Origin of the sequence: Actinomadura sp. BRA 177, from assembly GCF_013372625.1 — a bacterium.
In the GTDB taxonomy this organism is placed as follows: domain Bacteria; phylum Actinomycetota; class Actinomycetes; order Streptosporangiales; family Streptosporangiaceae; genus Spirillospora.
The window spans coordinates 1-433 of sequence record NZ_JABXFD010000007.1; the positions used below are offsets into that span (position 1 = coordinate 1).

Below are 433 nucleotides of genomic sequence, written 5' to 3' on the forward strand. Positions count from 1 at the left end.
TCTGATCGCGATGATGTGGGGGGGAGGGTTAGGATGTGGAGAAGAGGCAGGGGACGGCCCGGGCGCGCGGGCGGACGGGGGGAGGGGGCTTGGAAGGACGCCGGGCACGAGCGGGGACCGCGCGGGGTTCGTCGCCAACGGGCGGCTGGGCGGCTACCTGAACCAGGCCGCCGGGATGCTGGAGTCCGGGCACGCGACCCGCGACGACATCGACGCCGCGATGAAGGCCGGCGCCGGCCTGCCGATGGGCCCGGTCACCCTCATGGACCTGATCGGCCTCGCCACCCGCCTGGCGGGGCTGGACCCGCTCCGCGCCCGCCTCTTACACCCACCCTGCGCTGCCGACGACGGGCGCAGTGTCGATCTCGGCGGTCGCCCTCCACTCCAAACAACAAAACACACAACCAAACACACAGAACAACATAAAGCCACA

Annotated in this window: 1 protein-coding gene; it reads left to right on the plus strand. The window is 70.4% G+C overall.

The window, feature by feature from the left end:
• Positions 1 to 433: 3-hydroxyacyl-CoA dehydrogenase family protein (locus HUX53_RS00025; RefSeq protein ID WP_255204772.1), on the plus strand; the 433-nt coding region annotated here is incomplete at both ends.